Source organism: Aquihabitans sp. McL0605 (genome assembly GCF_049993875.1).
Classification (GTDB): Bacteria; Actinomycetota; Acidimicrobiia; order Acidimicrobiales; family Iamiaceae; genus Aquihabitans.
The window spans coordinates 2,406,344-2,426,624 of the sequence record NZ_CP188252.1 but is presented as its reverse complement, the minus strand read 5'-3'; the positions used below and the strand labels follow the sequence as shown (position 1 = coordinate 2,426,624).

Sequence of the window (20,281 nt, the reverse complement as noted above, 5' to 3'; positions counted from 1 at the left end):
GTCCGCACCTGTCGTCGATGGCCCCGACACCCCTCACCATGCCCCGCACCCGCAAGCCCGTCCCCGTCCACAACCTCAAGGTGACGCGCAAGGGGAAGGTCAAGAAGCGGTTCTTCCTGTGGCGCATGCGGCGGGTCTTCTACGTCGCGGCCCTCGCCGTCACGGTCGGTGCGGCCGGTCTCATCTACGTGCTCAGCCAGGTCGAGCTGCCGGTCGACCCCAAGGTGGCGCCGGTCGAGGAGCAGACCTCGTTCATCTGCTCGGGCGAGGTGCAGGCCAACTGCGGCGCCTCCAACGCCATGGCGCAGCTGCACGGCACCGAGGATCGCGTGATCGTCACGTACGACCAGATCCCGCAGGTGCTGGTCCACGCAGTGCTCTCGGCCGAGGACAAGGACTTCTTCAAGCACGGCGGCGTCGATCCCATGGGCATCGCCCGTGCGGCGTACCAGGACCTCAAGGGCGACGGCGTCCGCCAGGGCGGCTCCACCATCACCCAGCAGTACGTGAAGCAGACGTACCTCAACTCCGAGCAGACGGCCACCCGCAAGATCAAAGAGGCGGTCATGGCGGTCAAGCTCGAGCAGCAGATCCCCAAGAAGGAGATCCTGACCCGGTACCTGAACACCGTGTACTTCGGTCGGGGCGCCTACGGCGTGCAGGCGGCGTCGCGGGCCTGGTTCGGCCACGACGTGCAGGGCCTCAACGCCGGCGAGGCCGCGTTCATGGCCGGCCTGCTGCGCAACCCCAACGGCGCCGATCCCTACCGCGGGCCCATGTCGTTGAAGGAGGCCCAGCGCCGACGCAGGGTCGTCCTCGTCAACATGCAGAAGGAGGGCTACATCACCCCGGCGGAGTTCAAGCTCTACAGCTCCGTGTCGATGAACCCGCTCGATCCCAACGTGGCGAGCACGGAGCGGTTCATCGAGCCGCCGCCGAAGGCCTCGGTGCTGGGCGAGAACGTCCGCGGCAAGGAGTGGGGCAGCGAGTACTTCGCCGAGTACGTGCGCAAGTGGCTGGTGAAGGAGTTCGGCACCGACACCGTCTACGGCGGCGGGCTGAAGGTGTACACCACCCTCGACCTCGACATGCAGAAGTCGGCGTACGACGCCGTCACCTCCACGCTCGACCGGCCGGGTGACCCGGCGGGGTCCCTCGTCGCCCTCGACGACCAGGGCCACATCAAGGCGATGATGGGTGGCACCGACTTCACCAACAACCAGGTCAACCTGGCCACGGGCACCCAGGGTGGCGGCCTCGGCCGCCAGCCGGGCTCCACGTTCAAGGCCTTCGCCCTGTCCGATGCGGTGAAGCAGAACTACTCGATCCGCTCGGTCCTGCCGTCGCCCGCCAAGATCGACATCCCGCTCGACCAGTGCCCCAACGGCACCAAGGAGTGGAGCGTGCGCGGCGGCCCCGGCGGGTCGATGTCGCTGATCTCGGCCACCAAGAACTCCGTCAACACGGTGTACGCCCAGCTCATGGCGCGCCTCAGCCCGCGCTCGGTCACCGACATGGCCACCCAGATGGGCGTGACCGCCAAGGTCAAGCCGGTCTGCGCCGTGGTGCTCGGCGGCGGCGAGGTGTCGGTGCTCGACATGGCGTCGGGCTACTCCACCCTGGCCAACCAGGGCGTGTCGAAGTCGCCCATCGCCGTGACGCGCGTCGAGTTCCCCGACGGTCGCGTGAAGACCTACGGCCCCGACCAGAAGCAGGTCCTCACCCCCATCCAGGCCGGCCGGGTCACCTATTCGCTCCAGCAGGTCGTCGATGGCGGCACCGGCAAGGCGGCGGCGTTCGGCAAGCCGGCGGCCGGCAAGACCGGCACCACCCAGAACAACGCCGACGCGTGGTTCGTGGGCTACACCCCCAAGCTCACCGCGGCGGTGTGGATGGGCTACCCCGACAGCCTGAAGTCGATGGACGACGTCCACGGCATCAAGGTGCAGGGCGGCACGTTCCCCGCCGAGATGTGGCGCAAGTTCATGCAGTCGGCCACCGCCGACTTCGACACGGGGACGTTCCCGGAGTACCCGGCCGAGGAGCTGGGCGCCGGCAACGTGCTCGACCCCAACATGGGCACCTCGGGGGTCATCGTCTCGGGCGAGTCGTCGATCGGGGCCACCGCGACCACGCAGCCGCGCGTGCAGACGACGCAGCCGCAGACCCAGACCACGGCGCCCGCCACGTCGACGCCCACCACGGTGCCGCCCACGACCCCCACCACCACGTCGCCGCCGGCCACGCCCACCACCACCGCCCCCGCCACGGGGCAGGGGACGGGCACCGGCAAGGGCAAGGGCCCCGCCAACAGCGGGAACTGATCCCGCCCGGTCGGAGGCTCAGGCCTCGGCCTGCACCTCTTGGTGCGGATAGGTGACGCGGCAGACGGGGCACCAGGTCTCGAACTCGTCGGCCATCCGGTGACCGGTGGGCTGGTGCTGCTCGTCGAACACCACGTAGATGCGCTGCACCGTGGCCAGGTCGGGGCCGTCGTCACCGCAGGAATCGCACCGATCGCTCATGGACCCGACGGTAGCCACCCGGTCCGCTCCTTCCACGGGATCGGACCGGGGGCAGGGTGCCGGTGCGCCGTCGACGGCCGTGGTCGGAGGTGGTGCCCGGTCGGGGGTCGTCCGGAATGGAAACGGTCGCTCCAGGCGTTCTAACGTTCGTACACCGCCGGTAGCCGAAGGGCACTGGACGGATCTGCAAGGGAGGCTCGCATGAGCTCAACGACAATCCCCCCGGTCGCCTCGCGCGCCCCCATCACCGTTCCTGCCGTGCGGAACCGCAAGGTCCGCAACGGCGACGAGCCCTTGGTGATGGTCACGGCGTACGACGCTCCCAGTGCCCGCGTGGCCGATGAGGCAGGGGTCGACATGATCCTCGTCGGCGACTCGGTCGCCATGGTGGTCCTCGGCTACGACGACACGCTCCAGGTGACGGTCGACGACCTCGCCCACCACACCGCCGCGGTGGCCCGGGCCAAGCCCCGGCCGCTGATCGTCGCCGACCTCCCGTGGATGAGCTACCACGTGTCCACCGAGGACACCGTCCGCAACGCGGCGCAGCTGATCCGTGCCGGCGGCGAGTGCGTGAAGCTCGAGGGCGGTCGCAAGCGGGTCCCCATGATCGAGGCGCTCGTCGACGCTGAGATCCCGGTGATGGGCCACCTCGGCCTCACCCCCCAGTCCGTGCACGCCATGGGCGGCTTCAAGGTGCAGGGCAAGGAGACCGACGCCGCGATGGCGCTCGTGTCCGACGCCAAGGCGCTGGCCCACGCCGGCTGCTTCGCCATCGTGCTCGAAGGCGTGCCCACCGAGGTGGCCTCGCTGATCACCGCCGCGGTCGACGTGCCGATCATCGGCATCGGGGCCGGCGACGACTGCGACGGGCAGGTGCTCGTGTACCACGACGTCCTGGGCATCGAGGACCGGATCGCTCCCAAGTTCGTCCGCCGGTACGCCGACGTGAAGGCCGCCTCCGTGGCCGGCGTCGCCGCCTACGCCGCCGACGTGCGCACGGGGGCGTTCCCGTCGGCCGCCGAGTCGTACCACCTGTCGGCCGAGGCCGCCGAGACGCTCGGGCTGTACGGCCGGCCCGCCTGACGGCACCGCCGCCTCCTTCCGCCTCGGGCGGAGCACCACCCACCAGTAGCGTTGCCGCATCGACGCGGCCGCTCCACCACCTTCCGACCCCGAGTCGAGCCCCTCGCCCGCGCCGGTCGACGGGGAGCCTCGCGTGTCGGGCTGGGTCATCGTGGGCGTCATCTGCGTCGTGGCCGGCCTGGTCCTGGCCGCGGTGATCATCCTCACGTCCACCGGCGACGGCGGCGACGACGCGGCCGGCACCACCCCCACCGCCGCGTCGGCCGGAACGGTCGTGGCCCCCGGGCTCGCCCCGGGCACCACCGCGCCCACCACCCCGGCGGGGCTCGGCGTGGGCACCGTGCCCGAGCGCGACGGGCGCTCGCCCCTGCGGGGGTTCGGCGAGGCGCAGGTCACCATCACCGCCGGCGACGGGACCACGTGCACGTCGTGCCTGCTCTCCGCCATGACGCAGGCCCAGCGGGAGCGGGGCCTGATGGAGGTCACCGACGAGGGCCTGGGCGGCTACGACGGGATGCTGTTCGAGTCGCCCGTGCCGGTCGCCGGCTCGTTCTGGATGCGCGACACGCCCATGCCGTTGTCGATCGCCTACTTCGACGCCCAGGGCAAGCTGGTGTCCACCACCGACATGGCCCCCTGCGAGGACTCCACCTCCTGCCCGTCGTACCCGGCCGGCAAGCCGTTCGCCTACGCGGTGGAGGTGCCCAAGGGCATGCTCGACAAGATCGGGGTGGTGGGAGCCGCCACCCTGCGGATCGACGCACGCCACTGCCCGCTGGCCACCGGAACGGGCTGACACCAGGCTCCGACGGACTGCGGCTCCACTGTCAGACCCCCTGGGCACGATGGGGTCCGATGAGGTCGAGGGGCCTGTGGTCCGCTAAGTTCGCACGGTCCACAGGAAGCCCTTGCCCCATCGCCAATCGGCACAGGGGCCCCGGTCGTACCGGGTCCAGGAGGTGATGCTCGCGATGCGAGCCTACGAAATGATGGTTATTTGTGATGGCGACTTGGAAGAGTCCGCTGTTGCAGGAGTGATCAACCAGGCCACGGCCCAGATCGAGACTGCCGGCGGTTCCGTCGTCAAGACCGACAAGTGGGGCCGTCGCCGGTTCGCCTACGAGATCAACCACAAGAACGAAGGGTTCTACGTGGTGCTCGAGATCGAGGCCGAGCCGGGTGCGCTCGACGACGTCGACCGCAACCTGCGCCTCGCGGACGAGGTCGTCCGCCACAAGATCATTCGGCTCCCCGATTCCGAGGCCCACCGTCGCGGCCTCCTCGGAGCCCCTGCCCCGGCCGTCGAAGCCGGGTGACCAGGAGGTCAGCATGGACAACAACGTGACGCTCGTGGGCAACGTGACCCGCGACCCCGAGATCCGCTACACGCCCTCGGGCCAGACGGTGGCCACCTTCGGCCTCGCCGTCAACCGGCGCTGGCAGAACCGCCAGAACAACGAGTGGGAGGAGCAGGTCTCCTTCTTCGACGTCAAGGTCTGGGCCCAGATGGCCGAGAACGTCTCCGAGTCGGTGCAGAAGGGAACCCGCGTCATCGTGACCGGGCGCCTCGAGCAGCGCTCCTGGGAGACCGACAACGGCGACAAGCGATCCAAGATCGAAGTGGTGGCCGACGAGGTCGCCCCCAGCCTGCGGTGGGCAACCGCGCAGGTCAACCGAATCGAGCGCAGCCAGGCCGCTACCGGCGGCGGCGCCGCCAGCAGCAGCGGTGGCGGACGCCCCGTTGCCAACGAGCCCGCCAACTACGACGGGGAGGAACCCTTCTAATGGCACCCAAGCCGAAGCGCGCCAAGAACAAAGACAACGCGCGTCGTTCCAAGAAGAAGATCAGCATCCTGAGCCAGGAGTCGGTCGACTACGTCGACTTCAAGGACGTCAACCTGCTCCGCCGGTTCATGTCCGACCGGGCCAAGATCCGGGCCCGTCGCGTGACGGGCAACAACGCCCAGCAGCAGGCCACCATCGCCATGGCGATCAAGAACGCCCGTGAGATGGCGCTGCTTCCGTACGCCAGCCGCGTCACGCAGCAGCGTGGCGGTCGTGGCGGCGAGCGCGGTGGCGAGCGCGGCATCCGTGCCGATGGCCCGCCGCCCCGTCCCACCGCCCCGCCCCCCACGGGTGGCGAGGATGCCGGCGAAGAGTTCCTCACCGATGAGATCGGTGGCGAGGAGTTCGAGACCGCGGAGGTCGACGCCTGATGCGAGTCATCCTCCGCACCGACGTCAAGGGCGTCGGCAACAAGGGCGACGTCCTCGACGTCACCAACGGCTACGGCCGCAACTTCCTCCTGCCCCGCGGGCTGGCCTTCACGGCCAGCGCCGGAGCCGAGGCTCAGGCCGAAGGCATGCGCCGCTCGCGCAACATCAAGGATGCGGCCGACCGGTCCGCCGCCGAAGAGGTCGCCAAGACGCTCGTCTCCACGCCGGTCACCATCACGGCCCGCGTGGGTGCCGACGACAAGCTCTTCGGTTCGGTCACCTCGGCCGACATCGCGGAAGCCGTCGCCACCCAGACCGGTGTCGAGATCGACCGCAAGCAGCTGCTGCTCGCCGAGCCCATCCGCACGGTCGGCACCCACCTGGTGCCGCTCAAGCTGCACGCCAACGTCGAGTTCCCCGTGACCGTCGAGGTCGTCGGGGGCTGATGCCTCGTGACCTGCCCGACGGTGCTCGCACCGGCCGGGCAGGTCGCAGTTATCCCCACCCGTCCACAGCCGGTCACCCTCGGTGGCCAGGTCGGGTGGGTTCGACGCGTCCCTGACCAGGCGGAACGCGTCTCGGCTCCCAGGAACAGGCGACGGGAGCCGATGAGGCGCCACCACGGCTGTCCTGCACCTGTGTCGCGCCCCGTCGCCGGCGCCTCCGTTCCGTCACCGACTTATCCAGTGCCTGTCCACAGGCAACAGGGACTCGTTATCCACAGGCGATCTGGTTGAGAGTAGAGACCTCATGAGCGATGCCCCCCCGGACTACGACGACGGCCCGCCAGACGACTACGAACCGGCTCCGCGTCGAGCCGGATCCGGCGCCCCCACCAAGGGTCGGGTGCCCCCGCACAACCTCGCGGCCGAGGAGTCGCTGCTCGGAGCGATGCTCCTGTCGCGCACGGCCATCGACGTGGCCTCGGAGTCGGTGGCCCCGTCCGACTTCTACAAGCCGGCCCACGGCCACATCTACGAGGCCATCACGTCGCTGTCGTCGCGCGGCGAGCCCGTCGATCCGGTCACCGTCGCCGATGAGCTGTCACGCCACGACCTGCTCGACGCCATCGGCGGCCCGCCCACGCTGATCAACCTGCAGGCGGCCACGCCGGCCACCTCCAGCGCCGCCCGCTACGCCAAGATCGTCGAGGAGCACTCGCTGCTGCGCGGCCTCATCGGCGTCGCCGGTGAGATCGCCGAGATGGGCTACGACGTCCCCGACGACGTGCCCAAGGCCATCGACCGGGCGGAGACCCTGGTCTTCGAGATCGCCCAGCACCGTCAGACCGACTCCATGTCGCGCCTGCACGACCTGCTCGACCAGACCCTCGACAGCCTCGAGGCGCTCTACGAGCGGGGCGACGCCATCACCGGGACGCCCACCGGGTTCACCGACTTCGACGAGATCACCGCGGGCCTCCAGCCCAACGCCCTGGTCGTCGTCGGCGCCCGCCCCGGCATGGGCAAGACCAGCTTCGCCATGGGCATGGCCGGCCACGCCGCGCTCGAGGCGGCGAAGCCGGTGCTCTTCTTCTCGCTGGAGATGAGCCGCGTCGAGCTGTCGCAGCGCCTGCTGTGCTCCGAGGCCCGGGTCGACTCCACCAAGGTCCGCAACGGTCGCCTCAGCGACGACGACTGGCGGCGCATCAGCCACGCCATCGGCCGCCTGAGCGAAGCGCCGCTGTGGATCGACGACAACCCCAACGTCACGGTCATGGAGATCCGGGCCAAGGCCCGGCGCCTGCAGTCGCGCGTCGGCCCGCTCGGCATGATCGTGGTCGACTACATCCAGCTCATGACCGGCAACGCCCGCGCCGAGAACCGCCAGACCGAGGTGGCCGAGATCAGCCGTGGCCTCAAGATCCTGGCCAGGGAGCTGCAGTGCCCCGTCGTCGCCCTGGCCCAGCTCAACCGTGGCCTCGAGCAGCGGGCCGACAAGCGCCCCATGCTCTCCGACCTCCGTGAGTCGGGATCGCTCGAGCAGGACGCCGATATCGTGGTGTTCCTCTACCGCGACGAGCACTACAACACCGACTCCGCCGACCGGGGCACGGCCGAGGTGCTGATCGCCAAGCACCGTGCCGGCCCGACCGGGATGGTGCGGCTGGCGTTCCTCGACCACTACACCAAGTTCGCCAACATGGCGCGCGAGTAGGCCCCCTGGCGCTGCTCGCCGGCACCGTCAGCCGCGCACGCCCTCTCTCGAAGAGATGGCGAGCAGATCGGCGAGGTCGCGGTGGACCTGGCCGATCTCACGATCGTGGGTCTCGACGCTGCGGCCCGCCCCGAGCGCGAGGGAGCGGGCACGGACGAGCTCGATGAGCTCGAGCTCGAGGCCCATGGCCCGGTCCGCCTGGCAGGCACGGCCCTCCTGCCAGGGGAAGAGCGGGGGCGGCGTCGCTGCGTTCGTGGGCTCCATCGGTGCTCCTGGGGTCGGTCGGTCCACGCCCGTTTCCCGCCCCGACCGGCGGCCACACCCGATGAAGGTTGCAGTCTCGTGACGGTCGTCGGTGGCCGCGGGGTCGGGTCCTCGTCCTGGACCAGAGTGCACGTGAGCGTTTCGAGGGGGGCCAACGCGGGTACTCCCCGACGTCTCGGTGGTGGACCGCCGGGAACAGCTCGCTCATCATCCACGAACCGGCTGCAGCTCGTGCCGCCCGAACCCACGGAGGCCGTGTTGCCCTCAGCTGCCGAACCCGCCCGTCCCGCCCCTCGACGTGCCCGGTCGAGGGTCCGGGCCTTCCGCTCCACGAGGGTGTGGCGGTGGGGACGATGGCCACTTCTCGCCGTGGTGCTCGTGGGTGCAGCCGGCACGCTCGGCTTGGTCTACCTGTACGTCACGGTGGACCTTCCGGCGACGCCGCCGATGCTGCAGTCGTCCACGGTGGTCGACGCCCAGGGGCGGCCGCTCGCCATCTTGGCCAAGGACGGCGTGCGCCAACGAGTGACGCTCGAGAACATCGCCCCGGCCGTGCCGAAGGCGCTCATCGCGGCAGAGGATCGCAACTTCCGCCACAACCGCGGGATCGACCCGAAGGGCCTCGCCCGAGCCTTCGTGAGCAACGTGCGGGGCAATCCGACGCAGGGCGGCAGCACGGTCACCCAGCAGCTCGTCAAGAACAGCTACCTCACCCCCGAGCGCTCGTACTCGCGCAAGGTCAAAGAGGCGATACTGGCGATCAAGCTCGATCAGCGCATGAGCAAGGACGAGATCCTCGAGCGCTACCTCAACACCGTGTACTTCGGGCGCGGCGCGTACGGCATCCAGGCGGCGGCGGGCGTCTACTTCGACGTCAAGGCCTCGCAGCTGACCGTCCCCCAGTCGGCTCTGCTCGTGGGTCTGCTGCGGGCACCCGAGAGCGCAGATCCCACGAAGGACCCGGTCACGGCGAAGCACCGCCGCGACTCCGTGCTCGGTGACATGGCCGAGGTGGGCGACCTCACCCCGGCGGAGGCGGCCCGGTACCAGCGCTCCGAGCTCGGCGCCCGTCCCGAGCGATCCATCACCAAGCTCCGCGCCGGTGTCGGCGCCCATGCGGTGGAGTGGATCCGCCAAGACGCCATCGCCCGGTTCGGCCCCGAAGCGGTCTACGGCGGCGGTCTGACCATCCACAGCACCATCGACATCGACAAGCAGCGCGCGGCGGAGCAGGCGGTCAGCAGCGTGCTCGACCAGCCGACGGACCCCGAGGCGGCACTGGTGGCGCTCGACACGAAGGGCGGCGTGAAGGCAGAGGTCGGGGGACGTGACTTCCAGCGGCTCAACGTCGACCTGGCGCGGGGGACGGCCGGAGGGGGCGGAGGACGCCAAGCGGGCTCGTCGTTCAAGCCGATCGTCCTGGCCACCGCGATCGACGAGGGTGCCGCGACGCTCGGTTCGCGCTTCGCTGGCCCGCCGACGCTGACCTTGGCGACATCGGCGGGGCCGTGGACGGTCGGGAACTTCGGGGGCGAGTCGTTCGGTCAGATCGACCTCACCACGGCCACGGCCCACTCGGTGAACACCGCCTACGCCCAGCTCATGGTGCAGGCCGACCCGGCGAAGGTGGTGGACACCGCCGCGCGCTTGGGGGTGGCCAGCGATCTCGAGCCCAACCCATCGCTCGTCCTGGGCACGAGCGAGGTCTCCCCCGTCGACATGGCGACTGCGTACTCCACGTTCGGGCGCGACGGCCGCCGGATCGACGCGCACATCATCGGGCGGGTCGAGGACTCCACCGGCCACACCATCTTCAAGGCCGAGACCGGGCCCGGCGATCAGGTCATCAAGCCCGGCACCGCTCGCGCCGTCAACCACGCACTCCAGGCGGTCATCCAGGAGGGGACCGGCGCGGCAGCGAAGCTCGACCGTCCCGCAGCCGGGAAGACCGGCACCACCCAGGACTACGGCGACGCCTGGTTCGCCGGCTACACCCCGAACTACACGGCCGTCGTCTGGATGGGCTATCCCGAAGGGCCCGGCCACCGCATGGATGACGTCCACGGCCGCTCCGTCACCGGGGGCTCCTTCCCTGCAGAGATCTGGAAGCGGTTCATGGATGCCGCCCTCACCGGAGTGCCCAAGAAGGACTTCCCTGCGGTTCCCCCCGATCTCCTGCGGCCGCCCGCTGACCCGATGAAGCCTCCTCCGACGGATGCGTCGATCGCCACGACGACCGCCGTCGAGCCCTCGACCACATCGACATCGATCGCCTCTACCGATGCGAGCACCCCGAACACCACGACGACCACGCCGGATGCGTCCACGACGACCGCCCCACCTCCACCCTCCACCACCACCGAGCCGCCGATCGCCACCACCACCACGGCACCCGGAGCGGTTCCCGCCGGAGGGCCCTGACCGCCCGGAGGACGGCAACCGAACCGGCCCTCAGTCGTCCATCTGCATGAACGGCTCCCAGACGCCGTCCAACGCCTCGCCGGCACCTCGGGCGGTGAGGGCCATCAGGCACCGGTAGAGGACGCCGATGGTCATCATCTGCAGCCGCAAGATCCTCATCTCAACCCTCCAAGGCGATGGGGCCACCGGACCCCGAGAGGTGGGAGGCGCCGCGCTGACGGCAGCTGCTACCCGCAGCCGGCATCGCCCAAACGCATGCGCAGGGGCGGAGAGGGCGGGCAGCCCGCGGTGGAGGAGCGGCGCGCCGGACGGGGTCGGGCGCCTCAGGGCTCGGCGGTGGCGGCGGCCCAGGCGAGCACCTCGCCCCGACCGATCTGGAGGAGGACGCTGGCGCTGTCGAAGTAGACGCGCTCGTTGACGATGCGGTCGGTGCCGGCGGCGAACGAGAACACGGCGATCACGGGGACTCGGAACGACTTGCCGGTGGGTGCCATCCCGTAGAACTCGCCGAGGTTCGTGCCGAGCAGCTCGAACTCGGAGATGACCGTGTCGTCATCCGCGAAGTGGTGGGTCACACCGTCGTGGCGCTGGTCGGGGAACGCGGTGCGCTGGGCGCGGTGGTAGGTGAGCACGTCCTCCTCGCCGTCGTGGATCTGTCCGGTCGCCATGATCTCGTAGCGGGGGTGGCCGTCGAAGGTGGCGATCGTCCGGTCGAACTCCTTCTCGACCTCGGAGGCGAAGTGCTCCTCGAGCACCTCGAGGCGACGCTGCTTCAGGTCTTCGCTGGTCATGACGGCCCCTCGGTGGTGGTCGGGTCGCTGACGAGCTTGCCCGAGGCGGGCCTCCCCGTCGACGGCGATGCCGAAGGGGTGGCAGCGACCACACTGGCGGGGTGACCGTGCCCGAGGTGCCGCCGACCGGGCTGCCGGTGGAGGACGTGGTGGGCGAGGTGGCCGAGGTGCTGGCCGGCCCTGGTGCCGGCGTGCTCGTGGCGCCGCCCGGAGCCGGCAAGACCACGGTGGTCCCGCTGCGGCTGCTCGACGCCGCCTGGCTGGGCGACCAGCGGATCGTCGTGCTCGAGCCGCGCCGGCTGGCCGCTCGCGCTGCGGCGGTGCGCATGGCCGACCTGCTCGGCGAGCGGGTCGGCGCGACCGTGGGCTACCGCACCCGCGACGAGCGGGTGGTCGGCAAGGAAACGCGCATCGAGGCGATCACCGAGGGGATCCTGGTGCGCCGGCTCCAGGGGGACCCCCCCCCTCCAGGGCACCGGCCTGGTCATCCTCGACGAGGTCCACGAGCGCAACCTCGTCGCCGACCTGTCGCTGGCCCTCGTGGCCGACGCCCGCACGGGCCTGCGGCCCGACCTGCGGGTGCTCGCCATGTCGGCCACGGTCGATGCCGACCGCTTCGCCCAGGTGCTGGCGACCGACGGGCGGGCGGCGCCAGTGGTGCGCAGCGACGGGCGCAGCCACCCGGTCGACGTCCGCCACCAGGCGCCGGGCCCTCGCGACCGCCCCGACGCCCACCTCGCACGGGTGGTGGCCGGCGCGATCGCCGCCCACGCCGAAGGCGATGTCCTGGTGTTCCTGCCGGGCGCGGCGGACATCCGTCGGGTGGCCGAGCGGCTGCAGGCCCCGGGCGCCCTGCCGGCCACCGTCGACGTCCGCCCGCTCTTCGGGGCGCTCGGTCAGCGCGAGCAGGACGAGGCCCTCGCTCCCTCGCCCGTGGGGCGTCGCCGGGTCGTGCTCGCCACCGACATCGCCGAGTCGAGCCTCACGGTGGCCGGGGTACGGATCGTGGTCGACGCCGGGCTGGTGCGCGTCCCGTGCTTCGACCCGGCCTCGGGCATGACGAGGCTGCAGACCGAGCCGGCGTCGGCGGCCTCGGCCGATCAGCGGGCCGGGCGGGCCGGTCGCCTTGGTCCGGGCACGGCGTACCGGGCGTGGGACCCGTCCGATGGCGCCCGCCGCCCCCGGTTCCCGGTCCCGGAGATCGCGGTGGCCGACCTGGCGGGCTTCGCGTTGGAGCTGGCCGTGTGGGGGCGTGGGCCTCGGCGCTGGCGCTGATCGACCAGCCGCCCGTGGCATCGATGGCCCAGGCCGAGGTGCTGCTGCGCGAGCTCGGCGCGATCGATGCCCACGGCCGTCCCACCGCCCGGGGCCGAGCCATGGCCGACCTGCCGCTGCACCCCCGCCTGGCCGCGCTGGCCCTGGTCGGCGACGACCGGGGCGTGGGGTGGACGGCGGCCCTGGTGGCCGCCCTGCTGGAGGAGCGCGACGTGCTGCGCGGCCGACCCGAGGAGCGCCCGGCCGACCTGGCGCTGCGCGTCGGGCTGGTCGACGGCGGAGGGACCGAAGGCGCCGCGGCCGACCGGGGCGGGGTGCGGACGGTCAGGCGCCGCGCCGAGCAGCTGGCTCGTCGGATCGGCGTCGCGCCCGGCCGCGCCCGCTTGATGAGGTGGGGCCGTTGGTCGTGGTGGCGTACCCCGAGCGCATCGCCCAGGCCCAGGGCGGTGGCGGGTTCCGCCTGCGAGGTGGGGGCGGGGGCCTGGTGCCGTCGGGCGACGCGCTGGCCGCATCGCCGTTTCTGGCGGTCGCCCGCATCGAGCCCGGTGTCCGGGGCCCGGTGGTCCGGCTGGCCGCCCACCTCTCGGCGGCAGAGGTGGAGGCCGCCGTGGCGGGCCAGGTGGAGGAGGAATCGGTGCTGCGGTGGGACGCAGAGGCCGACGACGTGCGGGTGCGCAGCGAGCGTCGCGCCGGAGCGCTGGTGCTGGCGTCGTCGGACCGGGCTCCGGCGCCGGGCCCGGCGGTCACCGAGGTGCTGCTCGACCGGGTGCGCGCCACGCAGGGGGGCATCCTGCGCTGGACGCCGGGCGCCCGCGCCCTCCAAGGCCGCCTGCAGTTCCTCCACGGCCTCGATCCGGGCGCCTGGCCCGAGGTGTCCGATGCCGGGCTGCTCGCCACGCTCGACGAGTGGCTGGGCCCGCTCCTCCCGGGGGCGAAGGGCCGCCGGGACCTCGAGCGCATCGACCTCGCCCACGCCTTGCTGGCCCGTCTCCCGTACGGGGCGCGCCGAGACCTCGACGCCCTGGCGCCCACCTCGTTCGCGACCGTCGACGGGGGCAACGTGGCGATCGGGTACGAGTCGGGTGGACCCCGGGCCGAGGTCCGGGTCCAGCGGCTGTTCGGGCTGACCGAACACCCCACGGCCGTGCGCGGCGCTGTGCCGGTGGTGCTCGAACTGCTCTCACCTGCTGGTCGTCCGATCCAGGTGACCGCGGATCTGCCCGGGTTCTGGGAGGGTTCGTGGGCCGAGGTCCGCAAGGAGATGGCCGGTCGCTACCCGAAGCACCCGTGGCCGCCCGACCCGGCCGCCACCCCTCCGCCGGCCCGGCGCGGGCGCCGATGACCTGACCGCCACCGGCGGCAGCATCACCGGTCTGGACATTTGTCAGTGTCAGGCTGGCGGGTGAGGGCTTGTCACCACGGCACCACCCAGACGGTCTACCCATCTGGGGGTGCCCTTCATCGGAGGTAGGAAATGACCATGCAACGACGATTGGCCGCCGAGGTGTTCGGCACCTTCTGGCTTGTCCTTGGCGGTTGCGGCTCGGCGATCTTCGCCGCCAACTTCTTGACCAAGGGCGAGACGCAGACCTCGCTCGGCATCGGCTTCTTGGGTGTCGCGTTCGCCTTCGGGCTCACGGTGCTGACGATGGCCTACGCCGTCGGGCACATCTCCGGCGGGCACTTCAACCCCGCCGTGACCATCGGCGCCATGGTGTCGGGCCGCTTCGACAAGAAGGACGCCGCCCCGTACATCGTCGCTCAGGTGATCGGCGGCATCATCGCCGCCGGCGTCCTGTACGCCATCGCCAAGGGCCAGCCCGGCTGGAAGATCGACAACACCCAGCCCGGCGCCTTCGCGGCCAACGGCTACGGCAAGCTCAGCCCTGGCCACTACGGCATGGGCGCCGCGTTCCTCGCCGAGACGGTCCTCACCGTGTTCTTCCTGCTCGTGATCCTCGGCGCCACCGCCAAGAAGGCCGCGGCCGGCTTCGGCGGCATGGCCATCGGTCTGGCGCTCGTGCTGATCCACCTGATCTCGATCCCGATCACCAACACCAGCGTGAACCCGGCCCGCTCCACCAGCCAGGCGATCTTCGCCGGCGGCGACTACATCCCGCAGCTGTGGCTGTTCTGGGTGGCTCCCATCCTCGGGGCCGTCATCGGTGGGCTCATCTGGAAGTACCTGCTCGAGGAGGGCGCCGACGAGGTGGCCCTCGTCGAGGGCGTCGAGGTTCCGGGGAACGCCCCGGCCTGACCGCACCGGTCGCACCGCGGTCCCGGCCTTCGTGGTTCGGGACCACGGCGACCACCCCGGTAGCGTCGCCGCATGTCATCGACGCGGAAGCGTGCCCTCCTGGCCCTCGCCGCCGCCGCCGCCGGAGGGGTGGTGCTGCTCCGGAACCGGCGGACGGCGCCCGACCAGGGGACCGGCCCGCGGCGCGGTCCCGTGGGTGCCACCGGCCGGGCGCAGCGCTCGGCGGTGCTGGCCACCACCGCCACCAAGGTCGGTGGCGGCTGGGCTGCCGATCGGGCCCGGAGCGTGTTCGCCGACGCCGAGCGGCGCGAGGCCATCGACGAGGCCCGTCAGCTGAAGACGGCGGAGCAGATCGCCGACACGCTCGGAAACATGAAGGGCGCCATGATGAAGCTCGGCCAGATGGCCAGCTACCTCGATCAGGGCATGCCCGAACCGGTGCGCGAGGCCCTCGCCGAGCTCCAGCAGGACGCCCCGCCGATGGCGCCCGAGCTGGCGGCGCAGGTGGTGCTCGAGGAGCTGGGCACCCGGCCCGAGGCGCTGTTCGCCGAGTGGGATCCGGTGCCCATCGCAGCCGCGTCGATCGGCCAGGTGCACCGGGCGCTCACGCACGACGGCCGCGCGGTGGCCGTGAAGGTGCAGTACCCGGGCGTCGACGACGCCATCCGTGGCGACCTCGACAACGCCGGGATGCTCTTCACGGGCATGAAGTTCCTGTTCCCGGGCCTCGACCCCGGGCCGCTCGTCGAGGAGCTGCGCGAGCGCATCATCGAGGAGCTCGACTACCGCCTCGAGGCCGACAACCAGCGCCTCTTCGCCGCCGCCTACGAAGGGCATCCCTTCATCCGGGTCCCGGCGGTGCTCGCCGAGCTCAGTGCCCGGCGGGTGCTCACCACCGAGCTGGCCGCGGGCGTCCGCTTCAACGAGATGCTGACGTGGTCGCAGGACGAGCGGGACCTGGCCGCCGAGGCGATCTACCGCTTCGTGTTCGGCAGCCTCTACCGCCTCGGCGCGTTCAACGGCGACCCGCACCCGGGCAACTACCTCTTCGAGCCCGGCGGCAAGGTCACGTTCCTCGACTACGGCCTGGTCAAGCAGTTCACCGACCAGGAGCTCCAGCCGTTCGAGGACATGATCGTCGCCATGGTCCTCGACCACGACCTGCCCGAGTTCCGGCGCATCGTCGAGCGGGTGGGTCTGCTCAAGCCGAGCCCGGAGTTCTCCGACGAGGCCATCGGCGACTACTTCGGCCACTTCTACGAGTTCGTCATCGAGGACCGCGAGCTGACGATGACCGAGGAGTACGCCAGCGAGACCGTGCGCCGGTTCTTCGACACGTCGGGCGAGCACGGCGAGATCATGAAGGCGGCCAACGTGCCCCGCTCGATGGTCATCATCCAGCGCATCAACCTCGGGCTCTACGCCATCCTCGGCCAGCTCGACGCCACCGCCAACTGGCGCCGGATCGCCGAGGAGCTGTGGCCCTGGACCCACGCCTCGCCGTCGACGCCGATGGGCGAGGCCGAGGCGGTCTGGCGAGCGCAACCGACGCGATGGCCGCTGCGCTGGCCGACTGACCGACTGACCGACTGACCGACTGACCGACTGACCGACTGACCGACTGACCGACTGACCGACTGACCGACTGACCGACTGACCGACTGACCGACTGACCGACTGATCGAGGATCAGGCCGGCGGAGGGAGGGCCCGGCGGCGGCGGCGCCAGAGGAACGACCGGTGGGTGACCTCGACGAGCGCGGCGACGAAGGCGATGCCGAGCCCGCTCACGAGCATGATGGCCGGCGCCTTGGCCTGGTCGGCCACCCGCTCCCGGCACGGCCGGTCGTTGTTGGCCTTGGCCTCGGCGGCGGTCACGCCCTTCGGCGGATCGGCGGGATCGACGAACACGTTGACCCGGCCGTCGAGGATGAAGCCGATCACCGTGCCGCAGTCCTGGGTGGGCGTAGAGACCGAGCGCAGCAGGAGCCCGAACCCGAGCACCGCGGCGATGACACCGACGAAGGCCACCACGGCCGTGGCCCGGAGCAGCCCGGTCGGACGAGGGTGCGACACCGTCGGCGCCGGCGCGGCCGCGGGCTCATCGGCCGGCGGGCTCGCAGGATCGGTGGTGGGAGCGGACACGGTGACCTCGGTGTGGGCAGCCGAGGCAGGTTAGGGCGCCACGGCGCCTGGCTCCCGGCGCGCCGCTGCCCCCCGGGTGGGAAGGGGGGCAGCAGCGGTGTTGGTTCCGAGGGGGCGGAGCGAGAGCCACCACAGTGCTGTGTGCCCTGGACAAGCACACCGAGCATTGCGTAATGGAGGGATATGTGGCTCCCGCTCCTGTACCCCGTTTGTCGGTGGGGGCGATGTGCCACCGACACCAAAACCATCGGTTCTCCCGTGCGGGAACTTGAGGGAGAATTTCACGGATGGTGCTCGTTCCAGCGCTCACCGTGGTCGTTTCGGCCGGGAGGGATCGGCTCGTTAGCCTGCACCGGTGATCGGCATCCTGGCTGCGAGCGACTCTGGCGCCTTCCTGGGCAAGGATCTGCTCCCGTACCTGGTGCTGGCCATGGGTGGAGCGCTCGTCGCCGGCAACCTGGCCGCCATCGTCAAGCCGCCCGAGGCCGCCCGCAAGGACGGCGACCTGGAGCGGGCCCCCATCGGCCGTTCGGTCGTCATGGCCGTCATCGGGCTGGTGGCGGCCCTGTGGGCCCTTGCCTCGCTGCTGACCTGATCGCCGGTCGACGGCAGGCCGACCCGGTCACCAGCCGGGCGTGGTCCAGCCCGACGGCAGCCAGCCGTCGGAGGCGAGCTCGAAGCCCGAGAAGTCGAACGCCGGGCTGACCGTGCAGCCCACCAGCGTCCAGCCCCCGACCGGGCGGGCGGCCTGCCAGGCCCGGGCCGGCACCACGGCCTGGGGCTCCTGACCGGCGTCGATGGCGGGGCCGAGGGTCACGACCTCGTGGTGCTCGCCCTCGGCGATGGCCAGCTCGAGCGGGGCACCCGCGTAGTGGTGCCAGGCCTCCGCGGCGTCGACCCGGTGCCACTGCGACCGCTCACCTGCATCGAGCAAGAAGTAGATGGCGCTGCCGACGCCGCGACCGCCGTCGGCCGGCAGGTCCCGCCACGTCTCGCGGTACCAGCCGCCCTCGGGGTGCGGGGCCAGCCCCAGCCGCTCGATGACCTCTCCTGCGTCCATCCACCAAGTGTGGACGACACGGTGGTGCCGCCCGACGACCCGGCCGGGCCGTCGGGGGCGTCGGGCTACGGGAGGGCGCCGTCCTGGCCGGTCTCGCCGGCGGCCTTCCACTTGGCCCGGTTGGCCTGGGCCTTGTGGCCACCGCGGAAGATCACCACGCCGATGCCGGCGATGGCCACCATGATCCCGCCCAGCAGCAGGAGCTGCTCGGAGCCGCCCCGGTCGCCGGGGTGCTCGGGGGCGGTGCCCGAGTTGGGTCGGTCGATGATGTGCGGGGTGCCGTCCTGGGTGGCCGTCGGCGCCTTGGTGTTGCCAGGGTCGGAGAACAGCGCGATGGCACCGATGCCGAGCACCAGCGCTCCGAACAGGACGAGCACGCTGAGCACGAGGGTCTTGCGGGGGATGTCGCCTCCGCCGCCGCGGCGGACCGGGCCGGAGGGGGCCGTGGGGGCAGTTGGCACGGTCACCGGGGCAGGTGCTCCGCGACCTTGAGGAGCGCCGTGAACCGCTTGGCGTACCCCTCACCATCGGTACCGGGCGTCTGCAGCTTCTCGGCGAGCGCGGAGCGGACGGCCACGGTCTGGGACTCGGTGTACTTGAGCAAGCCTTCTCGACCGTGTCGTCGCCCTACGCCCGACGCCTTCATGCCGCCCATCGGTGCGTCGACGCTGGCCCAGCCCGACGAGTAGCCGTCGTTGATGTTGACGGTGCCGGCCATGAGGCGGGCGCCGAGCTGGCGGCCCTTCTTGGTGTCGCCGCAGTAGACGCTGGCGTTGAGGCCGTACTCGGTGTCGTTGACCGCCTCGACGGCTTCGTCGACCTGGGCGTACGGGTAGATCGACACGACGGGACCGAACGTCTCGTCGCGGTAGACCTCCATCGCGGGGGTGACCTCGGCGAGCACGGTGGGCTCGTAGAAGAACGGGCCGATCTCCGGGCGGGCCTTGGCGCCGGCGACGACGCGGGCGCCCTTGGCCACGGCGTCGTCGACGTGCTCGGCGACCTTCGAGAGCTGGGCCGCGGACGCGAGGGCGCCCACCTCGGGGCCGTACTCCTGGTCGGCTCCGAGGGTCAGGCCCGAGACCCGCTTGGCGAAGCGCTCCGTGAACACCGGGGCGATGGCCTGGTCGATGTAGATGCGCTCGATGGAGATGCAGAGCTGGCCGGTGTTGGCGAAGCAGCCCACGGTGGCTCCCTCAACCCGCGGTTGATGTCGACGTCGGCGGTGATCACCATGGCGTTCTTGCCGCCGAGCTCCCCGGAGAACCCGATGAGGCGCTCGCCGGCCTGCTTGGCGACGGTGCGGCCGGTGGCGGTGGAGCCGGTGAACATCACGTAGTCGGTGGACTCGATGATGGCCTTGCCCACCTCGGTGCCGGGGCCGGTGACGATCTGGACGAGACCCTTCGGCAGGCCCGCCTCCTCGAGCAGCTCGAACGCCCGGATGGCGGTGAACGGGGTCTGCGAGTCGGGCTTGATCACGATGCCGTTGCCGGCCACCAGGGCGGCGAGGGCGTCGGACAGGGCCAGCACGAGCGGGTAGTTCCACGGCGCGATCACGCCGATCACGCCCTTCGGCACGTGGTGCTCCTTGGCGCTGACCAGGCCGGGCAGGGCGGTCAGGCGGGTGGTGGGCTTGAGGGCCCGAGGGGCGAGCCGGGCGTAGTACCGGGCCGTGACGGCCTGGTCCATGATCTCCTCGAACGCCCCACACGGGCCTTGCCGTTCTCGGCCTGGATCAGGTCGAGCAGCTCGTCCTGCTTCTCGAGGACGAGGTCGTGGTACCGCAGGAGCACGGCGGCCCGGTGGCGGATGGGCGTGGCCGCCCACTGCTTCTGGACCCGGCGGGCGGTGGCCACGGCCTTGGCGACATCTTCGGCGGTGCCGATCGGGACCTCGCCCACGACCTGGCCGTTGAGCGGCGACGTGACCTTCTTGAGCTCCCGTCCGGGGCCCACGTCGACCCGCTGGGCCAGGCGGTCGGTCTCGGCTCGACCGGGTCGCAACGAGGCGGCGGGTGCCTCCGAACGAGCGACGGGGGCAGGGCTGGCGTCGGTGGCGGTCATGCGGGCCTCCTGGTGGCTG

Annotated in this window: 20 protein-coding genes and 2 pseudogenes; 14 read left to right on the top strand and 8 right to left on the bottom strand. The window is 71.3% G+C overall.

Going from position 1 to position 20,281, the window contains the following annotated elements:
* Positions 1-17: 17 nt before the first annotated feature.
* Positions 18-2,324 (top strand): transglycosylase domain-containing protein, encoded by a 2,307-nt coding sequence (locus ACPPVX_RS11260; RefSeq protein ID WP_426570650.1) that lies wholly within the window; start codon positions 18-20, stop codon positions 2,322-2,324.
* 18 nt (positions 2,325-2,342) lie between these two features.
* Here ACPPVX_RS11260 and ACPPVX_RS11255 read toward each other — a convergent pair whose 3' ends face one another.
* Positions 2,343-2,525 (bottom strand): hypothetical protein, encoded by a 183-nt coding sequence (locus tag ACPPVX_RS11255; RefSeq protein WP_426570649.1) that lies wholly within the window; start codon positions 2,523-2,525, stop codon positions 2,343-2,345.
* A 201-nt stretch (positions 2,526-2,726) separates the two neighbouring features.
* Here ACPPVX_RS11255 and panB point away from each other — a divergent pair, with 201 nt between their 5' ends.
* From panB to dnaB, 7 genes and pseudogenes are all read left to right on the top strand, one after another.
* On the top strand, positions 2,727-3,611 hold the full coding sequence (panB, locus tag ACPPVX_RS11250; RefSeq protein WP_426570648.1) for a 3-methyl-2-oxobutanoate hydroxymethyltransferase: 885 nt from the start codon (positions 2,727-2,729) through the stop codon (positions 3,609-3,611).
* 133 nt (positions 3,612-3,744) lie between these two features.
* The gene (locus tag ACPPVX_RS11245; protein WP_426570647.1) at positions 3,745-4,407 is read left to right on the top strand and encodes a DUF192 domain-containing protein; all 663 of its coding nucleotides are present in this window, start codon (positions 3,745-3,747) and stop codon (positions 4,405-4,407) included.
* A gap of 175 nt (positions 4,408-4,582) precedes the next feature.
* Positions 4,583-4,927 carry a 30S ribosomal protein S6 gene (gene rpsF, locus ACPPVX_RS11240; protein WP_426570646.1) on the top strand — a complete coding sequence of 115 codons (345 nt, stop codon included), beginning with the start codon at positions 4,583-4,585 and terminating at the stop codon, positions 4,925-4,927.
* A 13-nt stretch (positions 4,928-4,940) separates the two neighbouring features.
* Positions 4,941-5,396, top strand: a complete 456-nt coding sequence (ssb, locus tag ACPPVX_RS11235) for a single-stranded DNA-binding protein (protein ID WP_426570645.1) — start codon at positions 4,941-4,943, stop codon at positions 5,394-5,396.
* Positions 5,396-5,644, top strand: a pseudogene (rpsR, locus tag ACPPVX_RS11230) (30S ribosomal protein S18); the annotation flags it as partial. The gene ssb and the pseudogene rpsR, both read left to right, overlap by 1 nt.
* Positions 5,645-5,826: 182 nt before the next feature.
* Positions 5,827-6,273 carry a 50S ribosomal protein L9 gene (gene rplI / locus ACPPVX_RS11225; RefSeq protein WP_426570644.1) on the top strand — a complete coding sequence of 149 codons (447 nt, stop codon included), beginning with the start codon at positions 5,827-5,829 and terminating at the stop codon, positions 6,271-6,273.
* A 304-nt stretch (positions 6,274-6,577) separates the two neighbouring features.
* The gene (dnaB, locus tag ACPPVX_RS11220; RefSeq protein WP_426570643.1) at positions 6,578-7,984 is read left to right on the top strand and encodes a replicative DNA helicase; all 1,407 of its coding nucleotides are present in this window, start codon (positions 6,578-6,580) and stop codon (positions 7,982-7,984) included.
* 27 nt (positions 7,985-8,011) lie between these two features.
* Here the strand turns inward: dnaB and ACPPVX_RS11215 are convergent, their stop codons facing one another.
* On the bottom strand, positions 8,012-8,248 hold the full coding sequence (locus tag ACPPVX_RS11215) for a hypothetical protein (protein ID WP_426570642.1): 237 nt from the start codon (positions 8,246-8,248) through the stop codon (positions 8,012-8,014).
* Between the two features lie 369 nt (positions 8,249-8,617).
* Between ACPPVX_RS11215 and ACPPVX_RS11210 the strand changes: the two genes are divergently transcribed.
* Positions 8,618-10,669: a transglycosylase domain-containing protein gene (locus tag ACPPVX_RS11210; protein WP_426570641.1), complete on the top strand. Its 2,052-nt coding sequence runs from the start codon at positions 8,618-8,620 to the stop codon at positions 10,667-10,669.
* A 30-nt stretch (positions 10,670-10,699) separates the two neighbouring features.
* Here ACPPVX_RS11210 and ACPPVX_RS11205 read toward each other — a convergent pair whose 3' ends face one another.
* The gene (locus ACPPVX_RS11205) at positions 10,700-10,828 is read right to left on the bottom strand and encodes a hypothetical protein (RefSeq protein WP_426570640.1); all 129 of its coding nucleotides are present in this window, start codon (positions 10,826-10,828) and stop codon (positions 10,700-10,702) included.
* Positions 10,829-10,992: 164 nt separating this feature from the next.
* On the bottom strand, positions 10,993-11,460 hold the full coding sequence (locus ACPPVX_RS11200) for an ester cyclase (protein ID WP_426570639.1): 468 nt from the start codon (positions 11,458-11,460) through the stop codon (positions 10,993-10,995).
* Positions 11,461-12,000: 540 nt separating this feature from the next.
* Here ACPPVX_RS11200 and ACPPVX_RS11195 point away from each other — a divergent pair.
* The 4 genes from ACPPVX_RS11195 (at position 12,001) to ACPPVX_RS11180 (ending at position 16,585) form a co-directional block, all read left to right on the top strand.
* Positions 12,001-12,735, top strand: coding sequence for a helicase-related protein (locus ACPPVX_RS11195; RefSeq protein ID WP_426570638.1), 735 nt, complete (start codon positions 12,001-12,003; stop codon positions 12,733-12,735).
* Positions 12,736-13,126: 391 nt separating this feature from the next.
* On the top strand, positions 13,127-14,077 hold the full coding sequence (locus tag ACPPVX_RS11190) for an ATP-dependent helicase C-terminal domain-containing protein (protein ID WP_426570637.1): 951 nt from the start codon (positions 13,127-13,129) through the stop codon (positions 14,075-14,077).
* Between the two features lie 132 nt (positions 14,078-14,209).
* Positions 14,210-14,992 carry an aquaporin Z gene (gene aqpZ / locus ACPPVX_RS11185; RefSeq protein ID WP_426574967.1) on the top strand — a complete coding sequence of 261 codons (783 nt, stop codon included), beginning with the start codon at positions 14,210-14,212 and terminating at the stop codon, positions 14,990-14,992.
* Positions 14,993-15,064: 72 nt separating this feature from the next.
* Positions 15,065-16,585, top strand: a complete 1,521-nt coding sequence (locus ACPPVX_RS11180) for an ABC1 kinase family protein (protein WP_426574966.1) — start codon at positions 15,065-15,067, stop codon at positions 16,583-16,585.
* A 95-nt stretch (positions 16,586-16,680) separates the two neighbouring features.
* Here ACPPVX_RS11180 and ACPPVX_RS11175 read toward each other — a convergent pair whose 3' ends face one another.
* Positions 16,681-17,136: a hypothetical protein gene (locus ACPPVX_RS11175; RefSeq protein WP_426574965.1), complete on the bottom strand. Its 456-nt coding sequence runs from the start codon at positions 17,134-17,136 to the stop codon at positions 16,681-16,683.
* A gap of 355 nt (positions 17,137-17,491) precedes the next feature.
* Between ACPPVX_RS11175 and ACPPVX_RS11170 the strand changes: the two genes are divergently transcribed.
* Positions 17,492-17,731 carry a hypothetical protein gene (locus ACPPVX_RS11170; RefSeq protein WP_426574964.1) on the top strand — a complete coding sequence of 80 codons (240 nt, stop codon included), beginning with the start codon at positions 17,492-17,494 and terminating at the stop codon, positions 17,729-17,731.
* A 27-nt stretch (positions 17,732-17,758) separates the two neighbouring features.
* On the opposite strand, the gene ACPPVX_RS11165 is transcribed toward ACPPVX_RS11170, so the two are convergent.
* The 3 genes and pseudogenes from ACPPVX_RS11165 to ACPPVX_RS11155 all read right to left on the bottom strand — a co-directional run bounded on the left by ACPPVX_RS11165 (position 17,759) and on the right by ACPPVX_RS11155 (position 20,262).
* Positions 17,759-18,196, bottom strand: a complete 438-nt coding sequence (locus ACPPVX_RS11165; RefSeq protein ID WP_426574963.1) for a cupin domain-containing protein — start codon at positions 18,194-18,196, stop codon at positions 17,759-17,761.
* Positions 18,197-18,261: 65 nt separating this feature from the next.
* The gene (locus ACPPVX_RS11160; RefSeq protein WP_426574962.1) at positions 18,262-18,663 is read right to left on the bottom strand and encodes a hypothetical protein; all 402 of its coding nucleotides are present in this window, start codon (positions 18,661-18,663) and stop codon (positions 18,262-18,264) included.
* Positions 18,660-20,262 (bottom strand): annotated as a pseudogene (locus tag ACPPVX_RS11155) (succinic semialdehyde dehydrogenase). Before ACPPVX_RS11155 ends, ACPPVX_RS11160 begins: the two are co-directional and overlap by 4 nt.
* Positions 20,263-20,281: the final 19 nt, after the last annotated feature.

Bases quoted from the DNA above. Each gene is read 5' to 3' on its own strand.
- ACPPVX_RS11260 (WP_426570650.1), top strand. From the start codon at position 18: ATGGCCCCGACACCCCTCACCATGCCCCGCACCCGCAAGCCCGTCCCC.
- ACPPVX_RS11255 (WP_426570649.1), bottom strand. From the start codon at position 2,525: ATGAGCGATCGGTGCGATTCCTGCGGTGACGACGGCCCCGACCTGGCC.
- panB (WP_426570648.1), top strand. From the start codon at position 2,727: ATGAGCTCAACGACAATCCCCCCGGTCGCCTCGCGCGCCCCCATCACC.
- rpsF (WP_426570646.1), top strand. From the start codon at position 4,583: ATGCGAGCCTACGAAATGATGGTTATTTGTGATGGCGACTTGGAAGAG.
- ssb (WP_426570645.1), top strand. From the start codon at position 4,941: ATGGACAACAACGTGACGCTCGTGGGCAACGTGACCCGCGACCCCGAG.
- rplI (WP_426570644.1), top strand. From the start codon at position 5,827: ATGCGAGTCATCCTCCGCACCGACGTCAAGGGCGTCGGCAACAAGGGC.
- dnaB (WP_426570643.1), top strand. From the start codon at position 6,578: ATGAGCGATGCCCCCCCGGACTACGACGACGGCCCGCCAGACGACTAC.
- ACPPVX_RS11215 (WP_426570642.1), bottom strand. From the start codon at position 8,248: ATGGAGCCCACGAACGCAGCGACGCCGCCCCCGCTCTTCCCCTGGCAG.
- ACPPVX_RS11205 (WP_426570640.1), bottom strand. From the start codon at position 10,828: ATGAGGATCTTGCGGCTGCAGATGATGACCATCGGCGTCCTCTACCGG.
- ACPPVX_RS11200 (WP_426570639.1), bottom strand. From the start codon at position 11,460: ATGACCAGCGAAGACCTGAAGCAGCGTCGCCTCGAGGTGCTCGAGGAG.
- aqpZ (WP_426574967.1), top strand. From the start codon at position 14,210: ATGACCATGCAACGACGATTGGCCGCCGAGGTGTTCGGCACCTTCTGG.
- ACPPVX_RS11180 (WP_426574966.1), top strand. From the start codon at position 15,065: ATGTCATCGACGCGGAAGCGTGCCCTCCTGGCCCTCGCCGCCGCCGCC.
- ACPPVX_RS11165 (WP_426574963.1), bottom strand. From the start codon at position 18,196: ATGGACGCAGGAGAGGTCATCGAGCGGCTGGGGCTGGCCCCGCACCCC.